This window comes from Stenotrophomonas sp. Y-13, assembly GCF_046267925.1.
Classification (GTDB): Bacteria; Pseudomonadota; Gammaproteobacteria; order Xanthomonadales; family Xanthomonadaceae; genus Stenotrophomonas; species Stenotrophomonas acidaminiphila_A.
The window spans coordinates 1,979,511-2,004,349 of the sequence record NZ_CP176501.1 but is presented as its reverse complement, the minus strand read 5'-3'; the positions used below and the strand labels follow the sequence as shown (position 1 = coordinate 2,004,349).

Below are 24,839 nucleotides of genomic sequence, written 5' to 3'. Positions count from 1 at the left end.
GCGTCCGCAGGCTCAGTCGTCGGCGGCCATGCTCCGCCGTTCGGGCATCAGCCGCGGCAGCGCGCTGACCACCGCCAGCGCGGCCACGGTGGTGGCCAGCGCCACCATCTGCATGCCCATGCCCGCGGCCATGCCGATCGCGGCCGTCATCCAGATGCCAGCGGCGGTGGTCAGGCCCTGCACCCGTTCCTCGCGGTCCTGCTTGAGGATGGCGCCGGCACCCAGGAAGCCGATGCCCGAGACGATGCCCTGCATGACCCGGGTGACGTCGGCGCCGCTGATGCCCATCTGCAGCGGCGCCAGCACGAACAGCGCCGAGCCCACCGACACCAGGATGTGGGTCTTCAGCCCGGCCGCACGGCCCTTGCTTTCGCGCTCCAGTCCCAGCGCCCCGCCGAGCACGATGGCGGTGAGCAGGCGGGTGGCGACGACGGTCAGGGTAGCGACGTCGGGTATGGCGAATTCGGCGGCCAGCGCCTGGCCGACCTGTGTGGTGATGCTCATCGTAGGGTTCCGGCACGGGGGGGGGGGGCGTGTCGATGCACGCGATGCCGGCGCACGCTAGCATCGCGCCAATGCAGCCGGGGTGATGGCCGCGTCGATGCGGGCGGGCCGGGCCAGCCGGTCGCCGCGGCGCGCCAATGAAGACGGCCCGCAGGGGGCCGCCGGGGTCATGCATGCCGGATGCGCGGGGCGCTCAGGGCACGATCTGTTCGAACGTCTCCACCCGGGCATGGCCGTGCGTGGCGTCGCCGGTGCGTGGCATCGGGTAGTCGTCGCGGCGGTCCAGCAGCACCGTGCGCAGCCCGGCCTCGCGTGCCGCGTCCAGTTCCTCGACGATGTCCGACAGGAACAGGATGTCATGCGCCGCCACGCCGATGGCCGCGGCGATGCGCGCATAGCTGCCGGCCTCGCGCTTGCCACCGGTCTGGGTGTCGAAGTGGCCCGAGAACAGGCCGCTGAGGTCGCCGGCGTCGCTGTAACCGAAGAACAGCTTCTGCGCCGGCACCGAACCGGAGGAGTACACGTACAGCGGGATGCCGGCGGCATGCCAGCCGCGCAGCACCGCGGCCACCTCCGGGTACAGGTGCGCGGTGTAGTCGCCGTTGCGGTAGCCGGCCTCCCAGATCATGCCCTGCAGCGCCTTGAGCGCGGTGTGTTTGCGGTCCTGGTCGATCCAGCCCTGCAGGGTCTCGACGATGACCTCGTCCTGGCAGGCGCTGGCGGCGATCTCGGTGGCGACCGCGTCGAGCCAGCGGCGAACCTCGGGTTGCTGCCCGTGCGCGCGGACGAAGCCGGGCAGGGCGGCACGGGCATAGGGGAACAGCACGTCCTTGACGAAGGAGATGCTCGAGGTGGTGCCTTCGATGTCGGTGAGGATGGCGCGGGTGGTCATGCGGGGAGTCCAGTTCCTTTGCTTGCGGGCGACAGTTTGGCAGGGCCGCCACGCTGTACGCTGAAGCCGCCGGGTGGGTGGGGCACGGGGAGGTGCCGGGTGCAGGTGCCCGAAGGGCGGGAGGGGTACGGCGCAGTGCGGCTGGCAGGCGGGCGCAGCGGGAACGGCGCACGGGTTTGCTGCATGTGCCCTTGCCCCGTGCCCGGTGTGGCGCCGCGCTCCCGGCGCTGGCGCAGGGGCATTGGCGGGCCAGCGCAGCGGTGGGGCGCGAACGGCCCCTGCCACCCCGAACGGAGCGGGGCTCGAAGCATCACCCCGCGTCGGGCTGGTAGCGCGGGAACTGCCGGGCGATGTCGGTGCCGGTGAAGTGGCCGACCCAGCCATCGGGCGCGGTGAAGAAGCGGATCGCGACGAAGCTCGGCGCGGGCCCCATGTCGAACCAGTGGGTGGTGCCGTCGGGCACCGAGATCAGGTCGTCCTTGACGCATTCCACTTCGTAGACCTTGTCGCCCACGTGCAGGGTGAACAGGCCCGAGCCGGCGACGAAGAAGCGCACTTCGTCCTCCTTGTGGTAGTGCTCGTCGAGGAACTTGAGCCGGATCTGCTCGCGGTCCGGGTTGTCCGGCGCGATCGAGGCCACGTCCACGCTCTTGAAGCCGTGGGTGGCTACCAGGCGGTCGATGTCCTCGCGGTAGGCGGCGAACACTTCTTCCTGGCTGGCGCCCGGCGCGACCGGGTGTTTCGCCTGCCAGCGCTCGAAGGTGACGCCGATCTTCTCCAGTTCGGCGCGGATGACCCCGCCGTCGCGGCTGTCCAGCAGCACGGTGGCGGGATCGGTGTCGTTGAAGATGCGCAGTCGGCTCATGGCGGCGGTTCGAGGCGTGGGGGACGGGAAGGGTAGCAGGGCACCCGGCGCCATCGGCGCCCGCGTGGCCCGCGGTGCGTGGATTCAGCCGCCGGCGCGCAGCCGGCGCAGTTCCAGTTCGCAGTGGAGCAGGAACTCGAACGCTTCCAGGTGGCGGCGCGCTTCGGCCATGTCGCGGCCCCAGGCATACAGGCCGTGGCCGTCGATCAGGTAGCCCCACATCGGGCCCTTGTCGAGTTCGGCCTCCACCTGCGCGGCGAGCACGTCCATGTCCTGGGTGTTGGCGAACACCTTCAGGTCCACCGCGGTCTCGTGGGTGGAATTGCCGTGCAGCGCCTTGAGCAGCTCGTAGCCTTCCAGGCGCACGTGGCCGTCGCCGCCGTACAGGCGCGAGGCGATGGTCTGCACCGGCGAATGCGTGTGCAGCACGCAGTTCACTTCCGGGAAGCGCGCGTAGAGCTGGGTGTGCAGCAGGGTTTCGGCCGACGGGCGCAGCGGCCGGCTCACGGCCTTGCCGTCGAAGTCCACGACCATGATGTCGGCTTCGACCAGCCGTCCCTTGTCCTTGCCGGACACGGTGATGGCTGCATGGCGGTCGTCCAGCCGGTGCGAGAAGTTGCTGCTGGTGGCGGGTGTCCAGCCGGCCCGGGCCAGTTCGCGGATGTTGTCGATCAGCAGCTGCGCCAGTTCGCTCAGCCGCTGGGCGTCGTAGGGGACAGTGGGGGCGTTCATGGCCCGCATTCTACTCAGCCGGCGGCACGCGTAGGGGCCGCCGGACACCCGGCCCGTGGCCGGGCGGCGTCCTCCGTGCCGGATCAGCCGCACCGCGGGCGCCATTGCGCACGGCGCGTGCCGGGCGGCGGAAAAAAAAGGCCCGGGTGTTTCCACCCGGGCCCGGAAGGCTGGCGCGTGGCCGCGCGGTCAGCCGCGGCGGTCGCGCAGCTTGCTGTGGCGCATGCCGTAGGCGAAGTAGACGATGAAGCCGGTGGCGGTCCACAGCCCCATCAGCATCCAGTTGTGCAGGGTCATCGCGGTCAGCAGGGCGATGCAGCTGAGCACGCCGGCGCTGCAGATCAGCCAGGCCATCGGGATGCGGAACGGGCGCGGCAGGTCCGGCTGGGTGCGGCGCAGGACCAGCACGCCGGCGCAGACCGCGGCGAAGGCGATCAGGGTGCCCATCGAGGTCAGTTCGCCGAGGATGTCCAGCGGGAACAGCGCGGCGAGCAGGGCGATGCCGATGCCGGTGATCACCGTGTTGATGTGCGGGGTGCGGTACTTGGGGTGGATCTTGGTGAACACCGGCGGCAGCAGGCCGTCGCGGCCCATGATCATGAAGATGCGCGGCTGGCCGATCACCATCACCAGCACCACCGAGGACAGGCCGATCAGGGCCCCGACCTCGACGATGATGCGCAGCCAGTCCAGCTGCGGATGCGCGGCCACCGCGGTCACCACCGGTTCGGCGGTGCCGAGCAGCTTGTACGGGACCAGGCCGGTCATCACCGCGGCCATGGCGATGTACAGCACGGTGCAGATCACCAGCGACAGCAGCATGCCGATCGGCAGGTCGCGCTGCGGGCGGTGCGATTCCTGCGCGGCCACCGAGACCGCCTCGAAGCCGATGTAGGCGAAGAACACCATCGCCGCGCCGCGCAGCACGCCGTCGAAGCCGTACTTGCCCGGGCCTTCGTTGGCGGGGATGAACGGGGTCCAGTTGGCCGGGTCCACGTACTTCCAGCCGGCGACGATGACCAGCAGGATCAGGCCGGTCTTGAGGATCACCATGGCCATGTTCATCGCCGAGGACTTGCTGATGCCCACGTAGCACAGCCAGGTCAGCAGCAGCACCAGCACCGCGGCCGGAATGTTGGCGATGGCCCCGGTCGGGCGCAGCTGGGCGTCCAGCGGCGCATTGACCAGCGCCGCCGGCAGGTAGATGTCGAAATGGCTGAGCAGGCTGAGGAAGTAACCGGTCCAGCTCACCGCCACCGCCGAGGCGGAGACGCCGTACTCGAGTACCAGCATCCAGCCGATGAACCACGCCGACAGTTCGCCGAAGGTGGCGTAGGTGTAGGTGTAGGCGCTGCCGGAGACCGGCACCATCGAGGCGAACTCGGCGTAGGCCATCGCGCAGAACGCGCAGCACACCGCCGCCAGCACGAACGACAGCATGATTGCCGGACCGGCGTGGTTGGCCGCGGCCTGGCCGGTGATGACGAAGATGCCGCCGCCGATGACCGCGCCGATGCCCAGCGCGGTCAGCCCCCAGGGGCCCAGGGTGCGGCGCAGGCTCAGGCCGTTGGCCTCTTCATGGGCGGCGTGCGGATGTTTGGTGGCCCACAGTTGCTTGAACATGGTGCGTGTTCGCTCGTCGTGCGTACGGGAACGGCCGGCGCGTGGCCGGCCGGAAGGAAGGGAATCAGGCGTTCCGGTTCAGTTTGCTGTGGCGCATGCCGTAGCCCAGGTAGATGGCCACGCCCAGTACATTCCACAGCACGAACACCAGCCAATGGGCGGCGAAGGCCATCGCGAACAGGCCCAGGCAGATCAGCGCGCCCAGCGGCGCGACCAGCCATACCGCCGGCACCCGGAATGCGCGCGGCATCTCCGGGCGGGTGCGGCGCAGGATCAGCACGCCGATGCAGACCGTGGCGAATGCCAGCAGCGTGCCCATGGCGACCAGTTCGCCCAGCACGTTGAGCGGCACCAGTCCGGCCAGGGTGGCGGCCAGCGCGCCGACGATCACGGTGCTCAGGTGCGGCGTGCGGAACTTCGGGTGCACCCGGCCGAACACCTGCGGCAGCAGGCCGTCGCGGGAAATGGTGTAGGCGATGCGGGTCTGGCCCATCATCATCACCAGCACCACCGAGGACAGGCCGGCGATGGCGCCGATCTCCACCCAGGTCTTGAGCCACGCCAGGTTGGCATAGGCCTCCAGCGCGGTGGCCACCGGCTTGTCGGTGCCGAGCTGGGTGTAGTGCATGAGGCCGGTCATCACCGCACAGACCACGATGTAGATGATGGTGCACACGGCCAGCGAGCCGAGCAGGCCGATCGGCATGTTCCGCTGCGGGTCCTTGGTTTCGCCGGCGGCGGTGGAGACCGCGTCGAAACCGATGTAGGCGAAGAACACGATGGATGCGGCGCGGAACACGCCGCTCCAGCCGAATTCGCCGAACACGCCGGTGGTGTTGTCCGGGATGAAGGGCGTCCAGTTCTCCGGGTTGACGTACATCGCGCCGAAGCCGACGAACAGGCAGATCACTGCGACCTTGATCGCGACGATCACCGCGTTGACGAAGGTGGACTGGGTGACGCCGACGTACAGCAGCCCGGAGATCACCGCGATGATCAGTACCGCCGGCAGGTTGAGCAGTTTGCCGGAGGCGACGAACTGGCCGTTCTCCCAGGCGATCGGCGCGGCGGTCAGCGCCTCGGGGAAGGGCAGGTGCAGGGTGCTGGTGAGGAAACTGAGCAGGTAGGCCGACCAGCCCACCGCCACCGAGGAGGAGGCGAACAGGTACTCCAGTACCAGGCACCAGCCGATGAACCAGGCCATGCCTTCGCCCAGGGTGGCGTAGGAATACGAATAGGCGCTGCCGGAAACCGGCATCATCGCCGCGAATTCGGCGTAGCACAGGCCGGCGAAGGCGCAGGCCAGGCCGGCGAGCACGAACGACAGCATGATCGCGGGGCCGGCGTGGTGGGCCGCGGCCTGGCCGGTGATGACGAAGATGCCGGCGCCGATCACCGCGCCCATGCCCAACAGGATCAGGTGCCTGGCTGTGAGGGTGCGCTTGAGCGTGGCTTCGCCCTGCAGGCTGCCTTCGACCGGTTCGCCGGCGTCCACGTGTGCGGCCGGCTCGACCGGTTTGACCCTCAACAGTGTTTTGAGCATTCGCTGTTTTTCCAGACCTGGTGGTGTTTCCGCGCATCCACCGGCAATGCGCATGGGGTGTGGCAAGCTGAACCGCCGGCAACGGCCTACCTTGCCAAAGCCCGGCCAAACCGACAAGCGCAGGTGCAGCATGGCCGGTGATAATGGCCGCCTGGTCGGATCGATGGGATGTGCCTGCAGTCATGTACGAACACGAGGGACGCCTGCGCGACACGTTGCAGGACTACGCGCGGCGGGTGCCGGAGCATGCGCAGGTGGCGGCGGAATTCCTGGACCTGCTCGACGCGCAGGGCGCCGACCCGTTCCAGCGCTCGCGCCTTGCCGGCCACTTCACCGGCAGCGCCTGGCTGGTCAGCGCCGATGGCCAGCGGGTGCTGCTGACCCATCACCGCAAGCTGGGGCGCTGGCTGCAGCTGGGCGGGCATGCCGACGGTGACCGCGACCTGGCCGCGGTGGCGCTGCGCGAGGCGCAGGAGGAATCGGGCCTGCCCGGGTTGTCGTTGCAGGCGCCGGTGCCGTTCGATCTTGACCGGCACTGGATTCCCGGGCGCGGCGACGTGCCCGGCCACTGGCACTACGACGTGCGCTACGTGGTGCGCGCCGGCACCGACGAGCGCTTCCTGGTCAGCGCGGAGTCGCTGGACCTGGCATGGCGCGCGATCGATGCCATCGCCGCCGATGCGCAGGCCGACGCCTCGCTGCGGCGCATGGCGCTGCGCTGGCTGGCGCACGCGCACTGAGGCCGCGCGCCGCGGTCCCGGCAGCGCTCGCCGGGGCGCGCGGCGGGATCGCGCCCGCGGGTCGGCGCCGCGCTCAGTACAGGATGCGGGTACGCAGCGTGCCGTCGATCGCGGCCAGTTCGTCGCGGATCGCGTTGGCCTGTTCCACGGTGGCGCTGATGTCCACCACCACGTAGCCCAGTTTCGGGTTGGTGCGCAGGAACTGGCCGTCGATGTTGAGGTTGTGGCGCGAGAACACCTCGTTGAGCCGCGACAGCACGCCGGGCACGTTGCGGTGGATGTGCAGCAGGCGCAGGCTCTGTTCGTGCTCGGGCAGGGTCACTTCGGGGAAGTTGACCGCCGACAGGGTGCTGCCGTTGTCGCTGTAGCGCACCAGCTTGGCCGCCACCTCGACGCCGATGTTGTCCTGCGCCTCCAGCGTGCTGCCGCCCACGTGCGGGGTCAGGATCACGTTGTCGTGCGCGGCCAACGGCGACTCGAAACGGTCGCCGTTGCCCTTGGGCTCGACCGGGAACACGTCCACCGCGGCGCCGCCGATGTGCCCCGAGCGCAGGGCCGCGTCGAGCGCCTCGATCACCACCACGGTGCCGCGCGCGGCGTTGATCAGGTGCGCGCCACGCTTCATCTTCGCCAGCTGCGGTGCACCGATCATCCACTGCGTGGCGGCGGTTTCCGGCACGTGCAGGGTGACGACGTCGGCGCGGGCGAGCAGGTCGTCCAGGCTGGCGGCCGGCTGTGCGTTGCCCAGCGACAGCTTGGTCTCGATGTCGTGGAAGATCACCTGCATGCCCAGCGCCTCGGCCAGCACCCCGACCTGGGTGCCGATGTGGCCGTAGCCGATGATGCCCAGGGTCTTGCCGCGCACCTCGTGGCTGCCATCGGCCGACTTGGACCAGCCGCCGCGGTGGCACTCGGCGTTCTTCTGCGGCACCCCGCGGGTCAGCATGATCGCCTCGGCGATCACCAGTTCGGCCACCGAGCGGGTGTTGGAGTAGGGCGCGTTGAACACCGGGATGCCGGCCAGTTCGGCCGCCTCCAGGTCCACCTGGTTGGTGCCGATGCAGAAGCAGCCCACCGCGATCAGGCGCTTGGCATGCGCCAGCACCTCGGCGTCCAGCTGCGTGCGCGAGCGGATGCCGATGATGTGGGCCTCGGCGATGCGCGCCTTCAGCTCGTCGTCGGGCAGCGATTTGGTGTGGTACTCGATCTGCGAATAGCCGGCCGCCTTGAAGGTATCCACGGCGGTCTGGCTGACCCCCTCCAGCAACAAAACGCGGATGTCCTGCTTCGGGAACGAGGTCTTCTTGGGCGACATGGCGGCCACGGCGGGTGGAGGGGATGGGCCGTTCACTATGCCAGAACCGGCCCGGCTTTTGGTGCGCTGCGCCATGCGGCAACACCTTGAACACAAAAGGTTTCATCTGAATTTACCGCGGCCGTCTTCGGCGCTGCGCGGGTGACTGGACGCGCCGCGGCGGGGCTGGCACGCTTGCCGGCTTTCACGCCTTCGAAACAACGCCATGACCGACCCGCGCCTGGACACCCTGCTGCTTGCCTGCCCGGGGCTGCGCCTGAAGACCGATCCGGCCGACCTGGAGCACTACGGGCGCGACTGGACCCGGCGCTGGACGCCGGCACCGCTGGCCATCGCGCTGCCGGGCAGCGTCGAGGAAGTGCAGGCGGTGGTGCGCTGGGCCAACCAGAACACCGTGGCGGTGGTGCCCTCCGGCGGCAGGACCGGCCTGTCCGGCGGCGCGGTGGCGGCCAACGGCGAGCTGGTGCTGAGCCTGGAGCGGCTGAACAAGGCGCTGGATTTCAACGCGGTGGACCGCACCCTCACCGTGCAGGCCGGCATGCCGCTGGAGGCCGTGCACAACGCCGCCCGCGAGCACGGCCTGCAGTACCCGGTGGACTTCGCCGCGCGCGGGTCCTGCTCGATCGGCGGCAACATCGCCACCAACGCCGGCGGCATCCGCGTGATCCGCTATGGCAATACCCGCGAGTGGGTGGCCGGCCTCAAGGTGGTGGCCGGCAACGGCGAACTGCTCGAGTTCAACAAGGGCCTGATCAAGAACTCCAGCGGCTACGACTTCCGCCAGTTGATGATCGGCTCGGAGGGCACCCTCGGCATCGTGGTCGAGGCGACGCTGAAGCTGGTCGATCCGCCACCGGCGACCAACGTCATGCTGCTGGCGCTGCCTTCGTTCGAGGTGCTGATGCAGGTGTTCTCCGCGTTCCGCGAACGCCTGCAGCTGGAGGCGTTCGAGTTCTTCACCGACCGCGCGGTGCAGCACGTCACCGCGCATGGCGCGCCGTACCCGTTCGCCGAAACCTACCCGTACTACGTGGTCACCGAGTACGCCGCGGCCGACGAAGCGGGCGAGGCCGCGGCACTGGCCGCGTTCGAGCACTGCATGGAGCAGGGCTGGGTGCTGGACGGGGTGATCAGCGCCAGCGAGGCGCAGGCGCAGCAGCTGTGGCGCCTGCGCGAGGGCATCACCGAGGCGCTGGCGCGCTACCGGCCGTACAAGAACGACGTGTCGGTGCGGATCTCTGCGATGCCGGACTTCCTGGCCGAGGCGCAGTCGCTGATCGGCGGCGCCTACCCGCATTTCGACGTGGTCTGGTTCGGCCATATCGGCGACGGCAACCTGCACATCAACGTGCTCAAGCCCGACGACACCAGCGACGCCGAGTTCGTGGGCCAGTGCGAGCACGTGACCAAGCTGCTGGCGCAGGTGCTGCACCGTTTCCACGGCAGCATCTCGGCCGAGCATGGCATCGGCCTGGTCAAGAAGCCCTACCTGTCCAGCACCCGCGATGCGGCGGAAATCGCGCTGATGCGCGGGGTGAAGCAGGCATTCGACCCATTGGGTTTGATGAATCCGGGCAAGGTGTTCGACCTGTAGGCGGCGGCCGGTTACGCTCGACGCCTGTCCCCAGCGTTGTCTCCGCCGATGATCCGTCCGTTCCTGACCTGCGTCCTGCTCCTCGCCTCCGCGCCGCTGCTGGCCTCCAGCTTTGCCGGCAGCACCGCCGGTACTTCCGCCGGCGCCTCGTCCAAGGGGTCGAGCAGCTCGTCGGGCGATGACAAGGTGATCCAGGCCGCGCGCGAGGAGGCCGCCGGCTTCGTCGCCAGCGACGGCCGCCTGCGCGGCGCGCGGCTGCAGGCCGCGCTGCTGTACCTGCGCCAGCACGACGCCGGCGCCGCCCAGGCCAGCGACATGCAACTGGCGCGGACCATCCTCGCCCGCTGATGCGCCTGGCGGCTGTGCTGGCCGCCGCGCTGCTGCTGGCCAGCGGCGGCGCCCCGGCGCTGGAACTGGCGCTGGATCCGGCCGGGCTGGACCCGCCGGCGCAGCAGCGCGCCCGCGACCTGCTTGCCCGTGCCCACGAACGCCTGCCCGGACGCTGGCAGGCCGACCCGCGGCGGCTGACGCTGCGCTTCGATCCTGGCCTGCCCGCCGACATTGCCGGCCGCCACCGGCGTGGCCAACTTCGGTTGTCGCCGGAACTGCTTGAGGAGGCGGCGACGGCCACCGCCACCGCACACGACCTGGCCCGGGCCACCTTGTTGCACGAGATCGCCCACGCCTTCGACCGGGGCGAAGGCGGCGGCTGGTCGCGGCAACCGGCGTTCCGTCGGCTTGCCGGATGGGACCGGCGCGGTGCCAACCCGTACACGCTGCGCAGCCCCGACGGCTATGAGCGGCACAGCCCGGCCGAGGCATTCGCGGTCAACCTGGAGTGGTACCTGCTCGACCCGCGGTATCCGTGCCGGCGGCCGGCGCTGGCGGCGTGGTTCCGGCAGCAGCTGGGGCCGGCGCCGCTTGCGCCGGTGGCCTGCGCCGCCGCGCTGCCGCTGCTGGTGGCCGGCGTCGCGCCGGCGCAGCTGGAGCTGGAAACGCTGGACCCGGCCCGGATCTACGCGGTGGACTACCTGCTGGCCGGTGCCGGCGACGCGGCGATGAGCAGGTTCGGCCATTCCATGCTGCGCCTGGTGGTCTGCGCGCCCGGCCGCGAACCGGGCCCGCGCTGCCGGATGGACCTGGCCTACCACCGGGTGCTGTCCTTCCGCGCTTTCGTCAACGACGTGCAGATATCCAACTGGCGCGGGCTGACCGGCGCCTATCCGGCACGGCTGTTCGTGCTGCCGCTGGACCAGGTGATCGACGAATACACCCGCATCGAGCTGCGCGACCTGCAGGCCTGGCCGCTGGCGCTGTCGCCGGCGCAGATCGACGCGCTGCTGCAGCTGGCCGCCCGCGCGCACTGGAGCTACGACGGGCGCTATCGCTTCATCGGCAACAACTGCGCGGTGGAGAGCGGGCGCCTGCTCGACCTGGCGTTGACCCCGCCGCGCCGGCGGCTGCAGGCCACCACGCCGCGCGGCGTGCTGCGGCGGCTGCAGGATGCCGGCCTGGCCGCGCGGCAGGCGCCGCCGCCAGGCGCGGACGACGGCCTGTACTTCGCCTCGGCCCGCGCCGATTACGCGCACTTGCTGCATGGCCTGCGGCAGGCGGGCCGGGTGCCGCCGCTGCCGCTCGAACGCTGGCTGGACAGTCCGGCACGGCAGCGCGGCGAGCCCACCCCGGATCTGCCACTGCAGGCCACCGCGGCCTGGTGGGTGCTGGAAACGGCGGCGCTGCGCCGTGCCGAACTGCGCGCGCTCGCCCAGCTCAAGCGGCACCTGGAGGGCGCCACGCCGCAACTGCAGGCGCGGGTGGCCGACTGGCAGCGGTTCAGCGGCCTGCTGGATGCGCCGGCATCACTGCTGCCAGCCGCCGGCTACGGCATCGCCCAGCCCGATGAACTGGACGCGCTGGCGCAGGCACTGGCACGGCTCGGCGAGGACGGGCAGGCACGCTGGCAGGCGCTGCACGAAAGCGCCGAGCAGGCGCTGCCGCCGGCGCAGCGCGAGGAGCTCGAGCGCAGCAGGGAGCGGGTGCGCTGGCTGGCCGAACGCATGCGCGCGTTGGCCGCCGTGCCGGACTGAAGCGGGGCATCGGCGCGGGTCTTGACCCCGGTCAGGGCGGTGCCCGTGGCGCGGCCTGGCATGGGCCGGGTTTCCCATGATGGAGTTCCCGCAATGCCTGTTTCCCTCGATCCGGCCCCGCACGTGCACGTCTTCGACGCGCGCGGCGTGGCGCGGCGGTTCCGCCACGCGGCGATCTTCGGCGCGCTGGGCGCGTTGCGCAACGGCGAGACCATGCGTTTCATCAACGACCACGACCCGATCCCGCTGCTGGACCAGCTCGGCCAGCGCTTCGGCGCGCACCTGTCGATCAGCTACCTGCAGCGCGGAGCGGATGCGGTGGTGATCGATTTCGGCGTCCATGGCCTGCCCGAAGGGTGATCTGCAGCGGGGGCGCGGCCGCCACCGGCGTGTCGTGGCTTCCGGCGCAGGCATCGACGGGACCTGCTGACAGCGCCGGGTCGCGTACCGCCGCCGATGACCATGAACGACGACGGCGCCCGCGGGCGCCGTCGCATGGGGTGCCCAGCGGTGGATCAGTCGGCGCGGCCGCCGAACTCGCCGGTGCTGGTGTTGACCAGGATGCGCTCGCCGTTGGCGATGTACTCCGGGACCATGATCTCGATGCCGGTGTTGAGCTTGGCCGGCTTCGGGCGCTTGGTGGCGGTGCCGCCCTTGAGTTCCGGCGGGGTCTCGACCACTTCCAGGGTCACGTGCTGCGGCAGCTGGATCGCCACCGGCTGCTCGTCGATCACCTGCACGTAGATGCCGGCCAGGCCCTCGGTGATGTAGCCGGCGTCGTCGCCGATCACGTCCGCGTCCAGCGTGTACGGGGTGTAATCCTCGTCGTCGAGGAACACGAAGGCGTCGCCGTCCATGTAGGAGAAGGTCGACTGGCGGCGCAGCAGTTCGACTTCCGGCAGGTTGTCGTCGGCGTCGAAGCTGGCGTCGAGCTTGTTGCCGCCCGGCACGCTGTACATGATGAAACGGAAGCGGACATTGCCGCCGCGGCCCTGCGGCGAGCTGCGCTCGATGTCGCGGATCTGGTAGACGCCGTTGTTGTATTCGACGACGTTGCCTTTCTTGATATCGCTGGCTTTCATGCTTGGAAAGTCGGTTGGGGTAAGGGGGAAATCGAAGCGGGCGCCTTGTGGGCGCCCGCGGGGTGGATCACTTGGGTGCCAGGCGCACGGCGCCATCCAGGCGGATGGTCTCGCCGTTGAGGTAGGTGTTGCCGATGATGTGGCCGACCAGGGCGGCGAAATCGTCCGGCTGGCCCAGGCGCGATGGGAACGGGATCGACGCGGCGAGCGACTCCTGCACGTTGGCCGGCATGCCGTCCACCATCGGCGTCCAGAACACGCCCGGCGCGATGGTCATCACGCGGATGCCGAAGCGCGACAGCTCGCGCGCCATCGGCAGGGTCATGCCGACCACGCCGCCCTTGGAGGCGGAGTAGGCGGCCTGGCCGATCTGGCCTTCGTAGGCGGCGACCGAGGCGGTGTTGATGATCACGCCGCGCTCGCCGTCGACGCCGGCTTCGTTGTGCTGCATCAGGTCGGCGGCGGCCTTGGCCACGTTGAAGCTGCCGACCAGGTTGACCATCACCGTGGCCTGGAAGTTGGACAGCGGCATCGGCGCCTCGCGGCCGAGCACGCGGCCGGCGCCGAGGATGCCGGCGCAGTTCATCACCACGTTCAGCCCGCCCAGGAATTCGCGCGCGGCGGCCAGATTGGCGGCCACGCCGGCTTCGTCGGTGACGTTGGTGGTGAAGTAGCGGGCATTGTCCGTGCCCAGTTCGGCGACCGCGGCGGTGCCTTTTTCCTCGTTGAGGTCGAACAGGGCGACCTTGCCGCCGTTGGCGACCAGGTGCCGGGCCACGGCCAGGCCGAGGCCGGAGACGCCGCCGGTGACGACGGCGCGGACGGAGGACAGCTGCATCGGGACGATCCTGCGGTGAAGAGTCGCCGATTCTAGCCGATGCCGCCTTCCCTACAGCAGGACGGCGACCGGATCAGTATGGACGGGGGGCGGGGACGGGCATCGGCGGGTGCGCAGGCAGGCGCAGGGGCGCGGGTACCGGCCGTTCCCGCCACAGGAACTCAAGCTGGCAGTCGTCGGCCGCGCGCCGGCACATGGCCAGGGCCTTGTCGATCGCGGCGCGCTCATCGCGCTCGCCCAGTGCATGGCCGAACGCGGCACTGCCACTGGCGATGGCCGAGTATCCGCTGTCGGCCGACGTACTGGCCACTTCGGTGCAGTTGCCCGAGCGCCGCGCGCAGTGGCCGATGGCGGTCTGCAGGGCGAGGCTTGCCGAGGGATGGTTGTAGGCGAAACCGTAGGCGCCGGAATCGGAGAAGACCACGGCCGAGGCGGCCATGACGCTGCCTGCGGGCAGCAGGGCGGCGATGAGCAGGGTGGTGCGGAGCATGCGCGAGCGTCCTTTCGTTGCGTTCATCAGGGGGGCGACATGGCCTTGCCGGCCTTGCTGCCGTTGTCGCGGCCCAGCACGCCGGCCAGCCAGCGCCCGGTGTCGGCCAGGGCCGGCAGGTCGATGCCGGTGTCCATGCCCATGCCGTGCAGCATGTAAACCACGTCCTCGCTGGCGACATTGCCGCTGGCGCCGCGCGCGTAGGGGCAGCCGCCGGTGCCGGCCACCGCCGAATCGACCACGCGCACGCCGTCCTCCAGGCACGCGGCGATGTTGACCAGGGCCTGGCCGTAGGTGTCGTGGAAGTGCACCGCCAGCGCGGCCATCGGCACCTCCGCGGCGACCGCGCGCAGCATCGCGCGCGCCTTGCGCGGGGTGCCGACGCCGATGGTGTCGCCCAGCGAGATCTCGTGGCAGCCCATGGCGTACAGCGTGCGCGCCACCCGTACCACGTCGGCCAGCGGCACCTCGCCCTGGTAAGGGCAGCCGAGCACGGTGGACACGTAGCCGCGCACCGGGATGCCGTCGGCCCTGGCCCGTTCCAGCACCGGCGCGAAGCGCTGCAGCGATTCGTCGATGCCGGCATTGGTGTTGGTGCGGTTGAACTGCTCGGAGGCAGCGGTGAACACCGCCACTTCCCGCGCCCCGGCCGCGCGGGCGCGGTCATAGCCCTGTTCGTTCGGCACCAGCACCGGGTAGGCGACGCCGGGGCGGCGGGCGATGCCGGCCATTACCTCGGCGGCGTCGGCCAGCTGCGGTACCCATTTCGGGCTGACGAAGCTGGTGGCCTCGATGCTGCGCAGGCCGGTGGCCGACAGCCGGTCGATCAGCGCGATCTTGTCGGCGGTGGCGACCTGCTGCTTCTCGTTCTGCAGGCCGTCGCGCGGACCGACCTCGACGATGCGGACGAAATCGCTCATCGCGGCTCCTGCGCGGCCCAGCGCGGCGGCCGCTTTTCTAGGAACGCGGTCAGGCCCTCGCGGCCTTCGTCGGAGGCGCGCAGCGCGGCGATCAGCCCGGCATTGGCGCGGTCGAGCGCATCGCGGTCGCCGCCAGCGGCATGAACCTCGCGCACCAGCACCTTGGCCGCGGCCGCGGCGACCGGGCCGGCCTTGCCGATCAGTTGCAGTTGCCGCTGCACCGCGGCGTCGAGCGCGTCGGCGGCGACCACCTGGTGCACCAGCCCCATGCGCAATGCGTCGGCGGCGTCGAAGTGCTCGCCGGTGGCGAACCAGCGCCGCGCCTGGCGCGGGCCGATGGCGGCGATGACATACGGCGAGATCACCGCCGGCAGCAGGCCCAGGCGGCTCTCGGTCAGGCCGAAACGGGCGCCTTCGGCGGCGATGGCGATGTCGCAGCAGGCCACCAGGCCGACGCCGCCGCCGAAGCTGGCGCCATGCACGCGGGCGATGGTCGGCTTGGGCAGCTCGTCCAGGGTGCGCATCAGCCGCGCCAGCGCCAGCGCGTCCTGGCGGTTCTCTTCCTGCGAGGCGCCGGCCATGGCGCGCATCCACTGCAGGTCGGCGCCGGCCGAGAACGAGGGGCCATGCCCGGCCAGGACCACGGCGCGCACCGCCGGATCGGCGGCGGCCGCCTCCAGCGCGGCGGTGAGGGTGGAGATCAGCCCGGCGTCGAACGCGTTGTGCAGCTCGGGGCGGTTCAGGTGGAGCGTCGCCACGGCGTTCTCGCGGCTGACGAGCAGTGCCTCGCTCATTGGGGTCCATGCGTGCGTTTGGTGCATGGATCATAGCGGAGCGCCCGGGGCAGCAAGACCGCGCGCGACGGTGCTACAATTGATAACCATTCTTATCAACCTATTCAAAGGCGCCATTCAGTGACGTTGTCAGATTTGCCGCTGCATGCACCCGCGCAGGTGGAGGCGGTGCGGGACCTGCATCCCAATGATGCGATTGCGCGGCGGTTGAGGGAGCTGGGGTTCGTCGACGGCGAGGACGTGCGCGTGGTCGCGCGCGGGCCGGTGGGCGGCGAGCCGCTGCTGGTGCAGGTCGGCTTCACCCGCTTCGCGCTGCGGCGCAGCGAGGCCGCCCGCATCCGGATCAGGCAGGAGGACGCGGCATGAACGCAGCGACAAGCGTGTCGCGGCTGGCCCTGGTGGGCAATCCGAACAGTGGCAAGACCGCGTTGTTCAACCAGCTCACCGGCAGCCGCCAGAAGGTGGCCAACTACGCCGGCGTCACCGTCGAGCGCAAGGAAGGGCGCATGCGCGCGCCGTCCGGGCGCGAATACGCGGTGCTGGACCTGCCCGGCGCCTACAGCCTGCAGCCGGCGAGCCTGGACGAGGCCATCACCCGCGACCTGTGCCGCGGTTTCTACCCCGGCGAGCCCGCGCCCGATGCGCTGGTGTGCGTGGTCGACGCCACCAACCTGCGCCTGCACCTGCGCTTCGCGCTGGAAGTGCGCGAGCTGGGCAAGCCGATGATCGTGGCGCTGAACATGGTCGACGCCGCGCGCCGGCGCGGCATCGCCATCGACGTGGCGGCGCTGGAACGGGCGCTGGGCGTGCCGGTGGTGGAGACCGTCGCGGTGCGCCGCAACGGCGCCAGCGAACTGGTCGCGCGGATCGACGCGATGATGCCGCAGGTGGCGTCGATGGCGCCGCCGCAGGTGGTGGCCGCCGCCGACCACCATGCCCAGGTGCGCGACATCCTCGCCGCCGCGGTGCGCATGCCCACGCGCACCGCGAAGATCGACGATGCGCTGGACCGCTGGCTGCTGCACCCGGTGTTCGGGCTGCTGACCCTGGCGGCGGTGATGTTCCTGATCTTCCAGGCGGTCTATGCCTGGGCCACGCCGCTGATGGACGGCATCGAGGCCGGTTTCGCCTGGCTCGGCGCCCTGGTCGGCTCGACCCTGCCCGAGGGGCCGCTGAGCAGCCTGCTGGTGGACGGCATCATTGCCGGTGTCGGCGGCGTGCTGGTGTTCCTGCCGCAGATCCTGATCCTGTTCTTCTTCATCCTCGCGCTGGAGGAGTCCGGCTACCTGCCGCGCGCGGCGTTCCTGCTGGACCGGATGATGGCCGCGGCCGGGCTGTCCGGGCGCTCGTTCATCCCGCTGCTGTCCAGCTTCGCCTGCGCGGTGCCGGGCATCATGTCCACGCGCAGCATCCAGGACCCGCGCGACCGGCTGGCGACGATCCTGGTCGCGCCGCTGATGACCTGCTCGGCGCGGTTGCCGGTGTATGCGCTGCTGATCGGCGCGTTCATCCCGCAGAAGACCGTGTGGGGCGTGTTCAACCAGCAGGGGCTGGTGCTGTTCGGCCTGTACGTGGCCGGCATCCTCAGCGCGCTGGCGATGTCGTGGACGATGAAGAAGTTCCGTCGCGACAAGGGCGAGCACCCGCTGCTGCTGGAGCTGCCGTCCTACCGCCTGCCGCACCTGCGCGACCTGGCGGTGGGGCTGTACGAGCGCGGCATGATCTTCCTCAAGCGCGTGGGCGGCATCATCCTGGCGCTGACCATCCTGCTGTGGTTCCTGCTGTCGTTCCCGGCGGCACCGGCCGACGCCACCCTGCCGGCCATCGATTACAGCTTCGCCGGCCGCATCGGCCACGCGATGGCGGTGTTCTTCGCGCCGCTGGGCTTCAACTGGCAGATCTGCATCGCGCTGATCCCGGGGCTGGCCGCGCGCGAAGTGGCGGTGGCCTCGCTGGCCACGGTGTACGCACTGTCGGCGGCCGACGACGATGCCGCGGCGCAGGCGCTGACCCCCCTGATCAGCGACGGCTGGTCGCTGGCCACCGCGCTGTCGCTGCTGGTCTGGTACATCTACGCGCCGATGTGCATTTCCACGCTGGCCACGATCAAGCGCGAGACCAACTCGTGGAAGCAGATGGCGTTCGCCGCCGGCTACCTGTTCGCGGCGGCGTGGCTGGCTTCGCTGGTCACCTACCAGGTCGCCGTGGCGCTGGGGGCGGGCTGATGGACCGGGGCCTGCTGCTGCAGTACGCGATCATCGCCCTGGCCGTGCTGGCCAGCGCGTGGGTGGTGCTGAAGAAGCAGTTCCCCGGTACCGTGCGCCGGCTGCGCGGGGCGCTGGTGCTGTGGCTGCTGAAGCCGCAGCGCCCGGCGCGGCTGCAGGCGCTGGGGCGCCGGCTGGCGCCGCCGGCTGGCGGCGGCGATGACGGTTGTGGTGGCTGCGGCGGCTGCGGGCCGAATCCACCGCGGCAACACTGAAACGCGCGCCGGTGGCGGTGGGCCCGGCCGGCCACGACAGCGGCGGCGCGGGCCGCCAGACGCCGGGTCGGCGCTGACCTCGGGTGGTTCCGGCGCGCCGCCACGCATCGGGCGATGGTTATCCCGTGCATGAAGGAGCGTTCAGCGTGGCGGCGCCGGCGCTTGCCCGGGCGGGCATGCTGCCGCTAGCCTGCGGGCATGAACCAGACTCCCCTGCGATTGCTCATTCACGGTGCTTCCGGGCGCATGGGCCAGGCCCTGCTGCGGCTGGCGGCGGACGATCCCGCGCTGCAGGTGGTCGCCGCGGTGCTGCGCAAGGCGCCGGCACAGCGCGTGATCGACGGCGTGCCGCACTTCGCCGCCAGTGAAATGCCGGGTGTGCCCGAGTTCGACGTGGCCATCGATTTCAGCCTGCCGGGCGGCTTCGACCCGGTGCTGGCGCTGTGCGTGGCGCGCGGCGTGGCGTTCGTTTCCGGCACCACCGGCATCGATGCGTCGCAGCAGGCGGCGCTGGCGGCCGCCGCGCAGCGGATCCCGCTGACTTGGGCGACCAATTTCAGCCTGGGCGTGGCGGTGCTGGCCGAGCTGGTGGAGCGGGCGGCGGCGAGCCTGCCGGGCTGGGACTGCGACATCGTCGAATCGCACCACGTGCACAAGAAGGATGCCCCGTCCGGTACCGCGCTCACGCTCGGGGAGTCGGCCAGGCACGGGGGCGCCGAGCCGCGTTACGCCAGCCTGCGCGCCGGCGACATCATCGGCGAGCACCTGGTCCAGTTCACCGGGATGGGCGAACGGCTGGAACTGGTGCACCGCGCCACCAACCGCGACATTTTCGCCCGGGGTGCCCTGCATGTGGCGCGGCAGCTGCACGGGCGGGCGCCCGGGCGCTATTCGGTGCGCGAGCTGGTGGCGCCCGCCAGCAGCTGAACAGGCGCCGGGCACGGCAGCCGGCGGGCCGGCGACGCACGCACGCGGCGCTGGCGCCGATGGCGCCCATGCCTTTACAATTCCCGCTCGCCGAATCACGTCAGCCGGACCGGTTTAACACCGCCGTCCGCGCTTTTTTGCAACCGGTTTTTGCCGTGAGCGCAGGCGTGGCTTCGGAGCCCCCTCGGTAGCCAAAGTGAGATTCCCGTGACCCAAGCCGCAATCCTCGTGCTCGAAGACGGCACCGTATTCGAGGGCGAATCCGTAGGCGCGCCCGGCCTGTCCGTGGGTGAGGTGGTGTTCAACACCGCGATGACCGGTTACCAGGAAATGCTGACCGATCCGTCCTACGCCAGGCAGATGATCACCCTGACGTATCCGCACATCGGCAACACCGGCACCACCGAGCAGGACAACGAGGCGTCGCAGGTCTGGGCCGCGGGCCTGATCGTGCGCGACGTGCCGCGCCGCCCGAGCAGCTGGCGCAACCAGCGCTCGCTGCCGGACTGGCTGCAGCAGCGCGGCGTGGTCGCCATCGCCGGCATCGATACCCGCAAGCTGACCCGCATCCTGCGCGAGCGCGGTGCCCAGAACGGCGCGCTGATGGCCGGCCCGGACATCGACGTGGACAAGGCGCTGGAGGCGGCGCGCAAGTTCCCCGGCCTGAAGGGCATGGACCTGGCCAAGGTGGTCAGCACCGACAAGCCCTATGCCTGGCGCGAAGGCCAGCTGGACCTGGACCAGGGCCGGTTCGTCCAGGCCGAGCCGAAGTTCAAGGTCGTGGCCTACGATTTCGGGGTCAAGGCCAACATCCTGCGCATGCTCGCCGAGCGCGGCTGCGACCTCACCGTGGTGCCGGCGCAGACCCCGGCCGCCGAGGTGCTGGCGATGAATCCCGATGGCGTGTTCCTGTCCAACGGCCCGGGCGACCCGGAGCCGTGCGACTACGCGATCAACGCGATCAGGACCTTCCTCGACAAGAAGATCCCGACCTTCGGCATCTGCCTGGGCCACCAGCTGCTCGGCCTGGCCTCGGGCGCGAACACCATGAAGATGGGCCACGGCCACCACGGCGCCAACCACCCGGTGCAGGACCTGGACAGCGGCCGGGTCATGATCACCTCGCAGAACCATGGCTTCGCCATCGATGAAAGCACGCTGCCGGCGAACCTGCGGGTTACCCAGCGCTCGCTGTTCGACCAGACCATCCAGGGCGTGGAGCGCACCGACGCGCCGGCGTTCTCCTTCCAGGGCCATCCGGAAGCGTCGCCCGGGCCGCACGACGTGGCGCCGCTGTTCGACCGTTTCATCGCGATGATGGCCCAGGCCAGGTAATCCCGCCGCCGGACCGGCCTCCCGTTCCGGCACGGCCGCGACGGATGCGGCCCTCCAGCGCACGTCTTCACTCACTGCGGCCCGCCGCAGCCCCCATGCGAGTACTGAAATGCCAAAGCGCACCGATCTAAAAACCATCCTGATCATCGGCGCCGGCCCGATCGTCATCGGCCAGGCCTGCGAGTTCGACTACTCCGGCGCGCAGGCGTGCAAGGCGCTGCGCGACGAGGGTTACCGCGTGGTGCTGGTCAACTCCAACCCGGCCACGATCATGACCGATCCGGAGATGGCCGACGCGGTCTACATCGAACCGATCAACTGGCAGACCGTCGAGAAGATCATCGACAAGGAACGCCCGGACGCGCTGCTGCCGACCATGGGCGGGCAGACCGCGCTGAACTGCGCGCTGGACCTGGCCGACCACGGCGTGCTGGAGAAGTACAACGTCGAGCTGATCGGCGCCAAGCGCGAAGCGATCCGCATGGCCGAGGACCGCGAGCTGTTCCGCGTGGCGATGCAGGAGATCGGCCTGGAGTGCCCGAAGGCCGCCGTCGCCCACACGCTGGAAGAGGCGCTGGAGATCCAGACCCGGGTCGGCTACCCGACCATCATCCGCCCGTCCTTCACCCTGGGCGGCAGCGGCGGCGGCATTGCCTACAACCGCGAAGAGCTGATCGAGATCGTCAACCGTGGCCTGGAACTGTCGCCGACCACCGAAGTGCTGGTCGAGGAGTCGGTGCTGGGCTGGAAGGAGTTCGAGATGGAAGTGGTCCGCGATACCGCGGACAACTGCATCATCGTCTGCTCGATCGAGAACCTGGACCCGATGGGCGTGCACACCGGTGACTCGATCACCGTGGCCCCGGCGCAGACCCTGACCGACAAGGAATACCAGCGCCTGCGCGACGCCTCGATCGCCGTGCTGCGCAAGATCGGCGTGGACACCGGTGGTTCCAACGTGCAGTTCGGCATCAGCCCGACCACCGGCCGGGTGGTGGTGATCGAGATGAACCCGCGCGTATCGCGTTCCTCGGCGCTGGCCTCCAAGGCCACCGGCTTCCCGATCGCCAAGGTCGCCGCCAAGCTGGCGGTGGGCTACACCCTGGACGAACTGAAGAACGAGATCACCGGTGGCCTGACCCCGGCCTCGTTCGAGCCGTCGATCGACTACGTGGTCACCAAGATCCCGCGCTTCGCCTTCGAGAAGTTCCCGGCCGCCGACGCGCGCCTGACCACCCAGATGAAGTCGGTGGGCGAGGTGATGGCGATGGGCCGCACCTTCAAGGAATCGCTGCAGAAGGCCCTGCGCGGCCTGGAGACCGGCAAGATCGGGCTGGACCCGACCGGCCTGGACCTGGGCAACGAGGATGACATCGCCACGCTCAAGCGCGAGCTCAAGGCGCCGGGCCCCGAGCGCCTGTTCTACGTGGGCGACGCGTTCCGCGCCGGCATGGGCGTGGACGACGTCTACGGCCTGTCCTGGATCGACCCGTGGTTCCTGGACCAGATCGAGGACATCATCGCCGACGAGAAGCAGGTGCGCGCCGAAGGCATCGACGCGCTCGACGGCAAGCGCCTGCGCGCGCTCAAGCGCGCCGGTTTCTCCGACGCGCGGCTGGCGCAGCTGACCGGCACCAACGAGGCGGCGATCCGCGCCCTGCGCCGCGCGCACAAGGTGCGCCCGGTGTACAAGCGGGTGGATTCGTGCGCCGCCGAGTTCGCCACCAGCACCGCCTACCTGTACTCGACCTACGAGGACGAGTGCGAGGCCAACCCGAGCAACCGCGACAAGATCATGATCCTCGGCGGCGGCCCCAACCGCATCGGCCAGGGCATCGAGTTCGACTACTGCTGCGTGCATGCCGCGCTCGCCCTGCGCGAGGACGGCTATGAAACCATCATGGTCAACTGCAATCCGGAAACCGTCTCCACCGATTACGACACCTCCGACCGCCTGTACTTCGAGCCGCTGACGCTGGAGGACGTGCTGGAGATCGTCGAGCTGGAGCAGCCCAAGGGCGTGATCGTGCAGTACGGCGGCCAGACCCCGCTCAAGCTGGCGCGCGCGCTGGAAGCCAACGGCGTGCCGGTGATCGGCACCTCGCCCGATTCCATCGACCTGGCCGAGGACCGCGAGCGGTTCCAGAAGCTGGTGCAGGAACTGGGCCTGAAGCAGCCGCCGAACCGCACCGCGCGCACCGCCGACGAGGCGCTGGTGCTGGCCCGCGAGATCGGCTACCCGCTGGTGGTGCGCCCGAGCTACGTGCTCGGTGGCCGCGCCATGGAAATCGTCTACGGCGAATCCGACCTGGCCCGCTACGTGCGCGACGCGGTCAAGGTCTCCAATGACTCGCCGGTACTGCTGGACCACTTCCTCGACGCCGCGGTGGAAGCGGACGTGGACATCATCTGCGACAAGGACGGCAACGTCCTGATCGGCGGGGTGATGGAGCACATCGAGGAAGCCGGCGTGCATTCGGGCGACTCCTCCTGCTCGCTGCCGCCGTACTCGCTGTCGCCGGCCACCCAGGACGAGCTGCGCCGCCAGGTGCGCGAACTGGCCAAGGCGCTGAACGTGGTCGGGCTGATGAACACCCAGTTCGCGATCCAGCCCGACGCCGATGGCAACGACGTGATCTTCCTGCTGGAAGTCAACCCGCGTGCCTCGCGCACCGTGCCGTTCGTGTCCAAGGCCACCGGCGTGCCGCTGGCCAAGATCGCCGCCCGCTGCATGGCCGGCATGAGCCTGGCCGAGCAGGGCGCGACCAGCGAAGTGGTGCCGGACTACTACTCGGTGAAGGAAGCGATCTTCCCGTTTGCCAAGTTCCAGGGCGTGGACCCGATCCTCGGGCCGGAAATGCGTTCCACCGGCGAGGTGATGGGCGTGGGCCGCAGCTTCAGCGCCGCCTTCGCGCGCGCGCAGGAGGCCGGTGGCATCAAGACCCCGCCGCCGGGCAAGGCGTTCATCTCGGTGCGCGACGCCGACAAGCCGCGCGTGCTGCCGGCGGTACAGGGCCTGGTCGAGCGCGGCTACTCGGTGGTGGCCACCCGCGGCACCGCGGCGTGGCTGCAGCAGCAGGGCATTGCCTGCGAAGTGGTCAACAAGGTGGTCGAAGGCCGCCCGCACATCGTCGACAGCATCAAGAACGGCGAGATCGTCTACATCGTCAACACGACCGAAGGCCGTGCCGCGATCAACGACTCGTTCTCGATCCGCCGTGAGGCGCTGCAGCAGCGCGTCACCTATTCGACCACGGTGGCCGGCGCCAAGGCGCTGGTGCAATCGCTGGAATTCCGCGGCACCGGCCCGGTCTGGTCGCTGCAGGAACTGCACAAGGAGTTGAACGCATGAGAGCCCCCATCACCCTCAAGGGCGCGCAGCGGCTGCGCGACGAGCTGGACCACCTGAAGACCGAAAAGCGTCCGAAGGTGATCGCCGCGATCGCCGAGGCACGCGAGCACGGCGACCTCAAGGAGAACGCCGAGTACCATGCCGCGCGCGAGGAGCAGGGCTTCATCGAAGGCCGCATCAAGCAGCTGGAAGGCGAGCTGTCGCATGCCGAGATCATCGACATCAGCAAGCTCAACGCCGGCAGCCGGGTGGTGTTCGGCGCGACCGTGACGCTGGCCGACGTGGAGAGCGACGAGGAGAAGCGTTACCAGATCGTCGGCGACCTGGAAGCGGACATCAAACTCGGCCTGATCGCCATCTCCTCGCCGGTGGCGCGCGCCCTGATCGGCAAGAACGAGGGCGATACCGTCGCCATCGCCGCGCCGGCCGGCCAGCGCGAGTACGAGATCGTCAGCGTCGAATACCTCGATTGAGTCCGGCGGCGCGGGCTTTCCCGCGCGACGCGCCGGCGATGACGCCAGGCATGCACGGCCGTCCCCGCTTCCGCCAGGCGCGGGGGCAGGGCCTGGCTTCCCTGGGGCCGCGGCACAGGCGCCGTGATCGCAGGGGCGGCCGCGGCCAGGCGGGGTTTGGCGGCCGCCGGTTTCGCCCGTACCCTCGCTCATGCCCCGGCGACACCCGCCGGATCCGAGACAACCCGGCAGTCCTGCCGGGGCGTTTCCCGCCG

Annotated in this window: 24 protein-coding genes; 12 read left to right on the top strand and 12 right to left on the bottom strand. The window is 70.1% G+C overall.

Annotation, left to right across the window (positions count from 1 at the left end; genetic code table 11):
* Positions 1-12 precede the first annotated feature (12 nt).
* The 6 genes from ACJ7VY_RS09090 to ACJ7VY_RS09065 all read right to left on the bottom strand — a co-directional run bounded on the left by ACJ7VY_RS09090 (position 13) and on the right by ACJ7VY_RS09065 (position 6,159).
* A complete protein-coding gene (locus tag ACJ7VY_RS09090) occupies positions 13-504 on the bottom strand; it encodes an MgtC/SapB family protein (protein WP_104938931.1) in 492 nt (163 codons plus the stop codon).
* A gap of 193 nt (positions 505-697) precedes the next feature.
* Positions 698-1,396 carry an acireductone synthase gene (gene mtnC / locus ACJ7VY_RS09085; protein ID WP_409475458.1) on the bottom strand — a complete coding sequence of 233 codons (699 nt, stop codon included), beginning with the start codon at positions 1,394-1,396 and terminating at the stop codon, positions 698-700.
* A gap of 310 nt (positions 1,397-1,706) precedes the next feature.
* On the bottom strand, positions 1,707-2,261 hold the full coding sequence (locus tag ACJ7VY_RS09080; protein ID WP_104938929.1) for a 1,2-dihydroxy-3-keto-5-methylthiopentene dioxygenase: 555 nt from the start codon (positions 2,259-2,261) through the stop codon (positions 1,707-1,709).
* An 84-nt stretch (positions 2,262-2,345) separates the two neighbouring features.
* Positions 2,346-2,993 carry a methylthioribulose 1-phosphate dehydratase gene (locus ACJ7VY_RS09075; protein WP_409475457.1) on the bottom strand — a complete coding sequence of 216 codons (648 nt, stop codon included), beginning with the start codon at positions 2,991-2,993 and terminating at the stop codon, positions 2,346-2,348.
* A gap of 189 nt (positions 2,994-3,182) precedes the next feature.
* Positions 3,183-4,616 (bottom strand): amino acid permease, encoded by a 1,434-nt coding sequence (locus ACJ7VY_RS09070; RefSeq protein ID WP_104938927.1) that lies wholly within the window; start codon positions 4,614-4,616, stop codon positions 3,183-3,185.
* 64 nt (positions 4,617-4,680) lie between these two features.
* Positions 4,681-6,159, bottom strand: a complete 1,479-nt coding sequence (locus ACJ7VY_RS09065; RefSeq protein ID WP_313253071.1) for an amino acid permease — start codon at positions 6,157-6,159, stop codon at positions 4,681-4,683.
* 143 nt (positions 6,160-6,302) lie between these two features.
* Between ACJ7VY_RS09065 and ACJ7VY_RS09060 the strand changes: the two genes are divergently transcribed.
* Positions 6,303-6,899 (top strand): NUDIX hydrolase, encoded by a 597-nt coding sequence (locus ACJ7VY_RS09060; protein ID WP_409475456.1) that lies wholly within the window; start codon positions 6,303-6,305, stop codon positions 6,897-6,899.
* A 73-nt stretch (positions 6,900-6,972) separates the two neighbouring features.
* Here ACJ7VY_RS09060 and serA read toward each other — a convergent pair whose 3' ends face one another.
* Positions 6,973-8,214 (bottom strand): phosphoglycerate dehydrogenase, encoded by a 1,242-nt coding sequence (gene serA / locus ACJ7VY_RS09055; protein WP_104938924.1) that lies wholly within the window; start codon positions 8,212-8,214, stop codon positions 6,973-6,975.
* Between the two features lie 205 nt (positions 8,215-8,419).
* On the opposite strand from serA, the gene ACJ7VY_RS09050 reads away from it, so the two are divergent.
* From ACJ7VY_RS09050 to ACJ7VY_RS09035, 4 genes are all read left to right on the top strand, one after another.
* A complete protein-coding gene (locus ACJ7VY_RS09050) occupies positions 8,420-9,808 on the top strand; it encodes an FAD-binding oxidoreductase (RefSeq protein WP_409475455.1) in 1,389 nt (462 codons plus the stop codon).
* 48 nt (positions 9,809-9,856) lie between these two features.
* Positions 9,857-10,156 carry a DUF2388 domain-containing protein gene (locus ACJ7VY_RS09045; protein WP_104938922.1) on the top strand — a complete coding sequence of 100 codons (300 nt, stop codon included), beginning with the start codon at positions 9,857-9,859 and terminating at the stop codon, positions 10,154-10,156.
* Positions 10,156-11,895: a DUF4105 domain-containing protein gene (locus ACJ7VY_RS09040; RefSeq protein WP_409475454.1), complete on the top strand. Its 1,740-nt coding sequence runs from the start codon at positions 10,156-10,158 to the stop codon at positions 11,893-11,895. The genes ACJ7VY_RS09045 and ACJ7VY_RS09040 overlap by 1 nt, the downstream gene beginning before the upstream one ends.
* Positions 11,896-11,988: 93 nt before the next feature.
* A complete protein-coding gene (locus tag ACJ7VY_RS09035; RefSeq protein ID WP_409475453.1) occupies positions 11,989-12,255 on the top strand; it encodes a DUF2249 domain-containing protein in 267 nt (88 codons plus the stop codon).
* Between the two features lie 155 nt (positions 12,256-12,410).
* Here the strand turns inward: ACJ7VY_RS09035 and yeiP are convergent, their stop codons facing one another.
* The 5 genes from yeiP to ACJ7VY_RS09010 form a co-directional block, all read right to left on the bottom strand.
* On the bottom strand, positions 12,411-12,977 hold the full coding sequence (gene yeiP, locus ACJ7VY_RS09030; protein WP_104938919.1) for an elongation factor P-like protein YeiP: 567 nt from the start codon (positions 12,975-12,977) through the stop codon (positions 12,411-12,413).
* Between the two features lie 67 nt (positions 12,978-13,044).
* Positions 13,045-13,815, bottom strand: a complete 771-nt coding sequence (locus ACJ7VY_RS09025; protein WP_054666018.1) for an SDR family NAD(P)-dependent oxidoreductase — start codon at positions 13,813-13,815, stop codon at positions 13,045-13,047.
* Between the two features lie 73 nt (positions 13,816-13,888).
* Complete coding sequence (locus ACJ7VY_RS09020) at positions 13,889-14,305, bottom strand: DUF4189 domain-containing protein (RefSeq protein ID WP_313230975.1); 417 nt, start codon at positions 14,303-14,305, stop codon at positions 13,889-13,891.
* A gap of 26 nt (positions 14,306-14,331) precedes the next feature.
* Positions 14,332-15,225: a hydroxymethylglutaryl-CoA lyase gene (locus ACJ7VY_RS09015; protein ID WP_409475452.1), complete on the bottom strand. Its 894-nt coding sequence runs from the start codon at positions 15,223-15,225 to the stop codon at positions 14,332-14,334.
* Entirely contained in the window at positions 15,222-16,019 is a 798-nt protein-coding gene (locus ACJ7VY_RS09010; RefSeq protein WP_321988863.1) for an enoyl-CoA hydratase-related protein, read from the bottom strand. Before ACJ7VY_RS09010 ends, ACJ7VY_RS09015 begins: the two co-directional genes overlap by 4 nt.
* 120 nt (positions 16,020-16,139) lie before the next feature.
* Between ACJ7VY_RS09010 and ACJ7VY_RS09005 the strand changes: the two genes are divergently transcribed.
* The 7 genes from ACJ7VY_RS09005 (at position 16,140) to greA (ending at position 24,585) form a co-directional block, all read left to right on the top strand.
* The gene (locus ACJ7VY_RS09005; protein WP_104938914.1) at positions 16,140-16,385 is read left to right on the top strand and encodes a ferrous iron transport protein A; all 246 of its coding nucleotides are present in this window, start codon (positions 16,140-16,142) and stop codon (positions 16,383-16,385) included.
* Positions 16,382-18,244 (top strand): ferrous iron transport protein B, encoded by a 1,863-nt coding sequence (feoB, locus tag ACJ7VY_RS09000; protein WP_313230967.1) that lies wholly within the window; start codon positions 16,382-16,384, stop codon positions 18,242-18,244. Before ACJ7VY_RS09005 ends, feoB begins: the two co-directional genes overlap by 4 nt.
* Positions 18,244-18,498, top strand: a complete 255-nt coding sequence (locus ACJ7VY_RS08995) for a DUF6587 family protein (protein WP_161613760.1) — start codon at positions 18,244-18,246, stop codon at positions 18,496-18,498. The genes feoB and ACJ7VY_RS08995 overlap by 1 nt, the downstream gene beginning before the upstream one ends.
* Positions 18,499-18,696: 198 nt before the next feature.
* Positions 18,697-19,425: a 4-hydroxy-tetrahydrodipicolinate reductase gene (gene dapB / locus ACJ7VY_RS08990; RefSeq protein ID WP_409475451.1), complete on the top strand. Its 729-nt coding sequence runs from the start codon at positions 18,697-18,699 to the stop codon at positions 19,423-19,425.
* Positions 19,426-19,632: 207 nt separating this feature from the next.
* On the top strand, positions 19,633-20,760 hold the full coding sequence (gene carA, locus ACJ7VY_RS08985; protein ID WP_409475450.1) for a glutamine-hydrolyzing carbamoyl-phosphate synthase small subunit: 1,128 nt from the start codon (positions 19,633-19,635) through the stop codon (positions 20,758-20,760).
* Positions 20,761-20,869: 109 nt separating this feature from the next.
* On the top strand, positions 20,870-24,112 hold the full coding sequence (gene carB / locus ACJ7VY_RS08980; protein WP_104938910.1) for a carbamoyl-phosphate synthase large subunit: 3,243 nt from the start codon (positions 20,870-20,872) through the stop codon (positions 24,110-24,112).
* Positions 24,109-24,585 carry a transcription elongation factor GreA gene (greA, locus tag ACJ7VY_RS08975; protein WP_104938909.1) on the top strand — a complete coding sequence of 159 codons (477 nt, stop codon included), beginning with the start codon at positions 24,109-24,111 and terminating at the stop codon, positions 24,583-24,585. Before carB ends, greA begins: the two co-directional genes overlap by 4 nt.
* The last annotated feature ends 254 nt before the right edge of the window (positions 24,586-24,839 follow it).

What these genes read in the sequence shown, in the direction of transcription:
- ACJ7VY_RS09090 (WP_104938931.1), bottom strand. Translation starts at nt 504, where the DNA reads ATGAGCATCACCACACAGGTCGGCCAGGCGCTGGCCGCCGAATTCGCC.
- mtnC (WP_409475458.1), bottom strand. Translation starts at nt 1,396, where the DNA reads ATGACCACCCGCGCCATCCTCACCGACATCGAAGGCACCACCTCGAGC.
- ACJ7VY_RS09080 (WP_104938929.1), bottom strand. Translation starts at nt 2,261, where the DNA reads ATGAGCCGACTGCGCATCTTCAACGACACCGATCCCGCCACCGTGCTG.
- ACJ7VY_RS09075 (WP_409475457.1), bottom strand. Translation starts at nt 2,993, where the DNA reads ATGAACGCCCCCACTGTCCCCTACGACGCCCAGCGGCTGAGCGAACTG.
- ACJ7VY_RS09070 (WP_104938927.1), bottom strand. Translation starts at nt 4,616, where the DNA reads ATGTTCAAGCAACTGTGGGCCACCAAACATCCGCACGCCGCCCATGAA.
- ACJ7VY_RS09065 (WP_313253071.1), bottom strand. Translation starts at nt 6,159, where the DNA reads ATGCTCAAAACACTGTTGAGGGTCAAACCGGTCGAGCCGGCCGCACAC.
- ACJ7VY_RS09060 (WP_409475456.1), top strand. Translation starts at nt 6,303, where the DNA reads ATGGCCGCCTGGTCGGATCGATGGGATGTGCCTGCAGTCATGTACGAA.
- serA (WP_104938924.1), bottom strand. Translation starts at nt 8,214, where the DNA reads ATGTCGCCCAAGAAGACCTCGTTCCCGAAGCAGGACATCCGCGTTTTG.
- ACJ7VY_RS09050 (WP_409475455.1), top strand. Translation starts at nt 8,420, where the DNA reads ATGACCGACCCGCGCCTGGACACCCTGCTGCTTGCCTGCCCGGGGCTG.
- ACJ7VY_RS09045 (WP_104938922.1), top strand. Translation starts at nt 9,857, where the DNA reads ATGATCCGTCCGTTCCTGACCTGCGTCCTGCTCCTCGCCTCCGCGCCG.
- ACJ7VY_RS09040 (WP_409475454.1), top strand. Translation starts at nt 10,156, where the DNA reads ATGCGCCTGGCGGCTGTGCTGGCCGCCGCGCTGCTGCTGGCCAGCGGC.
- ACJ7VY_RS09035 (WP_409475453.1), top strand. Translation starts at nt 11,989, where the DNA reads ATGCCTGTTTCCCTCGATCCGGCCCCGCACGTGCACGTCTTCGACGCG.
- yeiP (WP_104938919.1), bottom strand. Translation starts at nt 12,977, where the DNA reads ATGAAAGCCAGCGATATCAAGAAAGGCAACGTCGTCGAATACAACAAC.
- ACJ7VY_RS09025 (WP_054666018.1), bottom strand. Translation starts at nt 13,815, where the DNA reads ATGCAGCTGTCCTCCGTCCGCGCCGTCGTCACCGGCGGCGTCTCCGGC.
- ACJ7VY_RS09020 (WP_313230975.1), bottom strand. Translation starts at nt 14,305, where the DNA reads ATGCTCCGCACCACCCTGCTCATCGCCGCCCTGCTGCCCGCAGGCAGC.
- ACJ7VY_RS09015 (WP_409475452.1), bottom strand. Translation starts at nt 15,225, where the DNA reads ATGAGCGATTTCGTCCGCATCGTCGAGGTCGGTCCGCGCGACGGCCTG.
- ACJ7VY_RS09010 (WP_321988863.1), bottom strand. Translation starts at nt 16,019, where the DNA reads ATGAGCGAGGCACTGCTCGTCAGCCGCGAGAACGCCGTGGCGACGCTC.
- feoB (WP_313230967.1), top strand. Translation starts at nt 16,382, where the DNA reads ATGAACGCAGCGACAAGCGTGTCGCGGCTGGCCCTGGTGGGCAATCCG.
- ACJ7VY_RS08995 (WP_161613760.1), top strand. Translation starts at nt 18,244, where the DNA reads ATGGACCGGGGCCTGCTGCTGCAGTACGCGATCATCGCCCTGGCCGTG.
- dapB (WP_409475451.1), top strand. Translation starts at nt 18,697, where the DNA reads ATGAACCAGACTCCCCTGCGATTGCTCATTCACGGTGCTTCCGGGCGC.
- carB (WP_104938910.1), top strand. Translation starts at nt 20,870, where the DNA reads ATGCCAAAGCGCACCGATCTAAAAACCATCCTGATCATCGGCGCCGGC.
- greA (WP_104938909.1), top strand. Translation starts at nt 24,109, where the DNA reads ATGAGAGCCCCCATCACCCTCAAGGGCGCGCAGCGGCTGCGCGACGAG.